The sequence below is a fragment of the Nostoc cf. edaphicum LEGE 07299 genome, assembly GCF_015207245.1.
In the GTDB taxonomy this organism is placed as follows: domain Bacteria; phylum Cyanobacteriota; class Cyanobacteriia; order Cyanobacteriales; family Nostocaceae; genus Nostoc; species Nostoc edaphicum_B.
The window spans coordinates 1-5,837 of sequence record NZ_JADEXF010000272.1 but is presented as its reverse complement, the minus strand read 5'-3'; the positions used below and the strand labels follow the sequence as shown (position 1 = coordinate 5,837).

Below are 5,837 nucleotides of genomic sequence, written 5' to 3'. Positions count from 1 at the left end.
TCCTTCATCTGTGTAAAGTGCATATCATCTGGAAATTTTGGTTCCAGTTCCACGAGTTCTGCTTTTACACCTTGGAATGGCGTTAAGTCACGCACAATTTTGGAGTGAATATTAACTAAGTGGAGATGAAAGTTCTCGTCACCATCCGAGTCTTGCATATAAATCAACTGGTCGGCGTTATAAGTCCAGAAGAAAATGCGGATACCGCGCTTTTTGTCGGCAGTTAATATCTGGTCGTCTTCTTGTCCTATAGTTCGCAACCATACCTGCAAGACATTTTTCTCATCAGGGGCGATATATGCCAAGTACTTGCCATCAGGGGAGAGTTGTGGGCTAGTTTTTTCGGGATTCCCAAACAGAATTTCGCGCGGAATCAACGTTGGTAGGGAGGGCGCTTGAGCAGATGACATATTTTTATCCTCTACTTGACTACCTTATTGTCACTTGGTGGTGAAAATGACAATTCATCCTATTGGATGAACCTAGCTGGAGAATATTTAGGGGAGCAGGGGAAAGAAAAAAGTTTTAACTTATTCCCTGTCGCGTGATAAGATTATCCATCTTTTCCTTTGCGTCCTTCTCTAACGAGACGCTGCGCGATCGCAATTATTAAAAAAATCTAGGTATTCTAGCGGAAACACCTGACGGCGAACAAGCAGCAAGGGAGTAATACTCGTAAATGAGTCTTTTATATTCGGCGATGAGTCTTTAATACTCGTGAACGAGTCTTTTATACTCGGCGATGAGTCTTTGATACTCGTGAACGAGCCTTTTATACTCGGCGACGAGTCTTTGATACTCGTGAACGAGCCTTTTATACTCGACGACGAGCCTTTTATACTCGGCGACGAGTCTTTTATACTCGTGAACGAGTCTTTTATACTCGACGACGAGCCTTTGATACTCGTGAACGAGTCTTTTATACTCATTGACGGCAATTATCGCAATATCCACAACGCAGGTTAACTGCTTCTTTGTCAAAACCAAAAGCATTTAACAAAAACTGCCAACGACACTGCTTAGTTGTTAGGTATTGCTGCATTTGTTTAGCGGCGTGTAATTGCGTTGGTGGCTGATTTCCCGCTTTTTGCCCAATGGTGTAATGGAAAGGATCAAGCCAGTTTAGCTGACCGTTGCTATGGAGTAAAGCTAGCGCCGTTGCACCTTCGGGAAATTGTCGAGTTACTGCATTCACTTCTCCCTGTTTTGGTAATTTTTTCACAAGTTGCTGCGCTATTTGTTGTTGCGATCGCATTTGTTCTTGAAAAAACTCCTGTCTTTGCTTATCCCCTGAATCTAACCACCCCGTAGGTTCACTCACCAACGTTAACGCTTCTGCTGGTTTCCCATCCCTTCCAGCGCGGCCAATTTCTTGCACATATTCAGATAGCAGATGTGGCGCGTGAAAGTGGGCAACCCAGCGAACATCTGATTTATTTATCCCCATGCCAAACGCACAGGTGCAAACCACAAAGGGAATTTTGCCACTTAACCAGCTTGCTTCTACTTCACGGCGTTCTATTGCACCCAATCCCGCATGATAGCTAGCTGTAGCGTAACCCATCTCTGCTAACCATTCGGCTAAATCTTCGCTATCTCTTCGAGTGCGAACATAAACTAATCCCGATTGTTGCGGTCTATTTTGAATAAACTTTAATAATTGTTGTTTCCTACCCCGTGGTGTCCAAGCAATGCGAACAGTGGGATGCAAGTTCGGACGGTAAGGATTCAAGCGGAAAATCTCTGGTTGCTGTAATTGTAAAACTGTTTGAATAATTTTTTGGGCTGAGGGGTCAGCAGTCGCAGTAAAAGCGGCGATACTGATTTTTGTTCCTGGTGGTTTTGATTTGAGCAATGCCGGACGCACCGCCCCTAATCTGCGATAAGCTGGGCGAAAAGTATCACCCCACTGCACTAAACAATGAGCTTCATCTAAAATCAAACCATTAATTTGCAATTGCGGGTGACATAATCTTTCCCACACTGGCGTACTGAGCAAAGTTTCGGGCGATAAATAAAGTAACCTTAGCTGTTGACGTTCTAAAGCTTGCAGCGTTGCACGGCGTTGAGATGAAGATAATTCACTATGCAAAAGTGCTGCTTTTTGGTGGCTTTGTAGTAATTCCTGAACTTGGTTTTCCATCAACGCCACCAAAGGCGAAACTACCAAGGTTAATCCTGTTTGTAGCAGTGCGGGAAGTTGAAAACAAATCGACTTCCCGCCACCTGTAGGCATAATAATCAGCGCATCTTTTTGTGCTAACAAACTGCTGACAATTTCTCCCTGTGGTGGACGGAAATCTTCATAACCCCAGATTTGTTTGAAAGCAGCACGGACTTCTTGCCAAGATTTTGTTGTAGGCTGATTCATAATCAATAACTATATGCACGCATATCATTGAATGCTGAATATAGCCTCTGTTATCCAGCTAATGGTTCAGTAATTTCATCATTTGACACTACAAAGCACTGACCCCAAGAATGAACTATAATTTTTCAACCTATTAAATAAAAGATGTAGCGAGATGAATGAAGAATTAAAACATCGATTTTACATCAACACCGATAAATATAAATTAGATATTCAAATGATTCATGATTTTTTGCAAACCTCCTATTGGGCTGAAAACATTCCATTAGCTACTGTGGAAAAGTCAATACAAAATTCTTTATGTTTTGGACTTTATGAAGATAATCAACAAGTTGGCTTTGCGAGAGTCATCACGGATTATGCAACTTCTGCATTGTTAAAAGATGTTTTTATTTTGGAACCTTATCGAGGACAGGGTTTAGGAAAATGGTTTGTAGAATATATTTTGGAATATCCAGAATTGCAAGATGTTCAAAGATGGATGTTAGGCACAAAAGACGCTCATGGACTTTATCGCCGTTATGGATTTAAAAATTTGACAGAACCAGAGAAAATCATGATGCGTTTAAATCCCAATGCTAATCAAGCTTGAGCAAAGCGGGGGGAAATAAGTGCGTAGGCGTAGCCCGTCGTAGACATCGCTAATAATTATCAATCTACGAACAAAGATTCTAAATCTTGATAACCACTGGCAACACGAGTAATACTAATTCCGTCTTCTCTTTGATAGTAAAATATAATGTAATCATCCACAACAAAACCGCGCAGATTTGGTACAAGCCTTCCATAGCTTTTCCCATATTGGGGAAACTCGCTACTAATTTACATTTGGAGCGAATGTCATCAAAAAGCTTACTAGCTGCTTTTGGGCTACTCCGAGCAATATATTCACAAATTTCATCTAAATCTCGAATTGCTGCATCTGAAAATGAATAATTACTCATTCAGCGGACTCCTCAGCAATTAAACGAATCTTTTCTTGTAATTTGACAAATACAACTTCGCCGTCAGTTACTTGTCCCTTAGCAATTTGTTCAGTTCCTACAGCAATCTTTTGCCGTAATTCTTCAAGTCGCTGCTCTCTTTCTTGTAACAGTTTCAAGGCTTCATTGATGACATTATCTGCATTAGTAAATCTACCACTTGCAAGCTGTGCCTGAATAAATTGCTCTAGTTCTGGTTTAATTTGGATGTACATATTTTCTAGCTCTATATAATTAATATTCTTATCTAGATTTTAACAGCATTGCTTTCTCAATCAGTAACTAACCATCCCATAAATGCCGTAAGCGTTCAGGTGTAATAGCCTTTTCTGGCGACGACTACCGATGTGGTAAACCGCAATTGTATTTTGTAATTGCACCATCAATATTTACCTTCCTTGTAAAAACCAGTTTAGCGTGTCGAATCGCTGGATGGGCCATGGCTGAGGATGAAGACCAACAACTCTGGGTATTGATGACCTCGAAGCACACCTCAATTATCTGGAAAAGCGCCTGCACCTGATTCAAACTATCGGTTCTGCCAAAGACAAAATCCGTTTCTGTCTTGACCCTTTAGCTGAGTATCTTGCAGGTTGGTATTTAATCGAATTGTATGGCAATAACGATGGCAAATGGCGATCGGCTTTTTTCAAAAAGGCAGACGATTTAGTTAAAACAGGCGCACCAGATGCCATCAAAGGCTTGTTGTTGGCGGTGCGAGATTGCTACTTATCTGAGATTCAAGGTAGCAAAGAAACGGACTTTGTACCCCAGAAGTTGGGTAAACTGGCTGGGTTTACACCTTCAGTTAATACATCAGCTACTAATGTGCAAACACCAATACCATAAACGGCATTTTCCGATTTATTTAAATTTCTCTGCATTCTCTTATATTGCAGACTTTCGATGATTATAATCACTCGATCGGCGCTCACTGCTGTTTACTAAGAGCGCTGATCGAGCGTACTATTAGATGACTATAACTAAATGAAAATTAGTGACTGTTTTGATTTTGAGAATGGAAAGGACAACCACCTGCCGTTAATTTCTGAAGAAAGACATTATTATCAAAATAATGCTCTAGAGACTCAATCTTCAAATCATCAGTAACGCGAGCAATACTAACTCCGACGATTTCGATTGTTTCACCTGTAGGTACATAGTCCTTATAGGAACCATTAAATGTTCCCCAATGTCGCCACTTAAAGGTAACATTAGGCGGACCCGAAAGGACTTCTGTTAATTCCCAAAGGAAGCCATTGGGGAAGGCTGTATGAAAAACTTGAAATGAAGATTCAAAGGTTTCTGTTTCAGAGTCATATTGCTCAGTTTTACCCAAAAACAGATTATAAGTACCTTCATCTGCAACATCCTGAGCAGTGAATTCTTGTCCACCATTGGTACTCATCTTAAACTTATCAGTAACAATCGAAAGCCACTGTTGAGGATTAGATTTATTAGAAGCTTCCATCTCAAAAGTGCGGACTAAGTTTTGAGCGATCGCTTCTAAAGAACCTTCTGGATGCTGAAATTTACTCTCTTGATGAAGAAATTCATTGGTATATGAATAATCAGGGCGTTTTCCTTCTCGCCACTGTACTTCTTCATCATGAGCAATAACTATATCTCTATCTTGTACCCAGAGTGGCAATTCTGTTGTCTTTTCGCTACTCATACAAGCTGACTGATTATAAACATCGTTTCTCAGAATAAAGTTTTATCCATACAAGTCAATCGAAAAATCTAAAAAAGTAAACAATATTCATAATCAACTAATAAACTTGACCTGTTGTACAAATCCGAATATGAGCAAACACGGATGCTTCTTGAGCGAGAAACTTATCCTATCAGATTTAGGTTTATTCATCCGCTAGTTACACGAATTCATTTCTGAATTCTGTTTGGTTAAATCAAATCTAATTGCATTACATTCCCTTCAGAGAAACCGAGGCTGGAGTAAACTGGTTTACCCAATGGCGAGGCGTTAAGAAGCACTCGCGTGCAACCGATCGCTTTTAAATATTCAATTGCTCTATTAGTTAAGGATTTAGCAATGCCTCGTCTGCGGTAAGGCTGTTCGACATAAACGCCCCAAATATATCCAAACTTGCGATATTCATCTTTGAAAACATTCGGGTATAAACCTGCAAACATTTGACAACTTACAGAACCCACAACTTTATTATCAATCTCTGCAATAAAAGCCTTATAAAACAAATCTCGACGCGCTTCTTCTATAAATTGGAGGGTAATATTCTCCCACTCCAGAATAATATTACTCTCATCAACACCAATATCTAGCCACATTTGGTAAAAGTGTTTTGCAATCAGTGAGTCTTCTTTGATTGTGCCTTCTCTAATAATGATATGTTTTTCTGTCAGCATAATTTCTAACAAATTTTTGGAACTCACAAATAACTCCTCCCCAGAGTTAGCTACCGTGTACACAGAAGTCGAATTACCCCCCTTAATCCCCCCTTGCC

7 protein-coding genes and 2 pseudogenes are annotated in these 5,837 nt (G+C 40.2%); 2 read left to right on the top strand and 7 right to left on the bottom strand.

Annotated elements, in window-relative coordinates; genetic code table 11:
* Both IQ229_RS10205 and IQ229_RS10200 read right to left on the bottom strand, forming a co-directional pair.
* Nucleotides 1–410: TolB family protein (locus tag IQ229_RS10205; protein WP_409339916.1), on the bottom strand; the 410-nt coding region annotated here is incomplete at its 3' end.
* Nucleotides 411–925: 515 nt separating this feature from the next.
* A complete protein-coding gene (locus IQ229_RS10200; protein WP_194043368.1) occupies nt 926–2,371 on the bottom strand; it encodes a RecQ family ATP-dependent DNA helicase in 1,446 nt (481 codons plus the stop codon).
* Between the two features lie 154 nt (nt 2,372–2,525).
* Here IQ229_RS10200 and IQ229_RS10195 point away from each other — a divergent pair, with 154 nt between their 5' ends.
* Nucleotides 2,526–2,963, top strand: a complete 438-nt coding sequence (locus IQ229_RS10195; protein ID WP_194043366.1) for a GNAT family N-acetyltransferase — start codon at nt 2,526–2,528, stop codon at nt 2,961–2,963.
* 79 nt (nt 2,964–3,042) lie between these two features.
* Here the strand turns inward: IQ229_RS10195 and IQ229_RS10190 are convergent, their stop codons facing one another.
* The 3 genes and pseudogenes from IQ229_RS10190 to IQ229_RS24825 all read right to left on the bottom strand — a co-directional run.
* Complete coding sequence (locus IQ229_RS10190) at nt 3,043–3,315, bottom strand: type II toxin-antitoxin system RelE/ParE family toxin (RefSeq protein ID WP_194043364.1); 273 nt, start codon at nt 3,313–3,315, stop codon at nt 3,043–3,045.
* Nucleotides 3,316–3,317: 2 nt separating this feature from the next.
* A pseudogene (locus tag IQ229_RS24830) lies at nt 3,318–3,401 on the bottom strand (type II toxin-antitoxin system ParD family antitoxin); the annotation flags it as partial.
* 12 nt (nt 3,402–3,413) lie between these two features.
* Nucleotides 3,414–3,569, bottom strand: a pseudogene (locus IQ229_RS24825) (type II toxin-antitoxin system ParD family antitoxin); the annotation flags it as partial.
* A gap of 394 nt (nt 3,570–3,963) precedes the next feature.
* On the opposite strand from IQ229_RS24825, the gene IQ229_RS23900 reads away from it, so the two are divergent.
* Nucleotides 3,964–4,203, top strand: coding sequence for a hypothetical protein (locus tag IQ229_RS23900; RefSeq protein ID WP_228013363.1), 240 nt, complete (start codon nt 3,964–3,966; stop codon nt 4,201–4,203).
* Nucleotides 4,204–4,348: 145 nt separating this feature from the next.
* On the opposite strand, the gene IQ229_RS10175 is transcribed toward IQ229_RS23900, so the two are convergent.
* Complete coding sequence (locus IQ229_RS10175; RefSeq protein ID WP_194043360.1) at nt 4,349–5,029, bottom strand: nuclear transport factor 2 family protein; 681 nt, start codon at nt 5,027–5,029, stop codon at nt 4,349–4,351.
* A 230-nt stretch (nt 5,030–5,259) separates the two neighbouring features.
* Nucleotides 5,260–5,837, bottom strand: a 578-nt coding sequence (locus tag IQ229_RS10170) for a GNAT family N-acetyltransferase (RefSeq protein WP_322743967.1), incomplete at its 5' end; no start/stop codon positions are given.

Coding starts and splice junctions, on each gene's coding strand:
- IQ229_RS10175 (WP_194043360.1), bottom strand. CDS start 5,029: ATGAGTAGCGAAAAGACAACAGAATTGCCACTCTGGGTACAAGATAGA.
- IQ229_RS10190 (WP_194043364.1), bottom strand. CDS start 3,315: ATGAGTAATTATTCATTTTCAGATGCAGCAATTCGAGATTTAGATGAA.
- IQ229_RS10195 (WP_194043366.1), top strand. CDS start 2,526: ATGAATGAAGAATTAAAACATCGATTTTACATCAACACCGATAAATAT.
- IQ229_RS10200 (WP_194043368.1), bottom strand. CDS start 2,371: ATGAATCAGCCTACAACAAAATCTTGGCAAGAAGTCCGTGCTGCTTTC.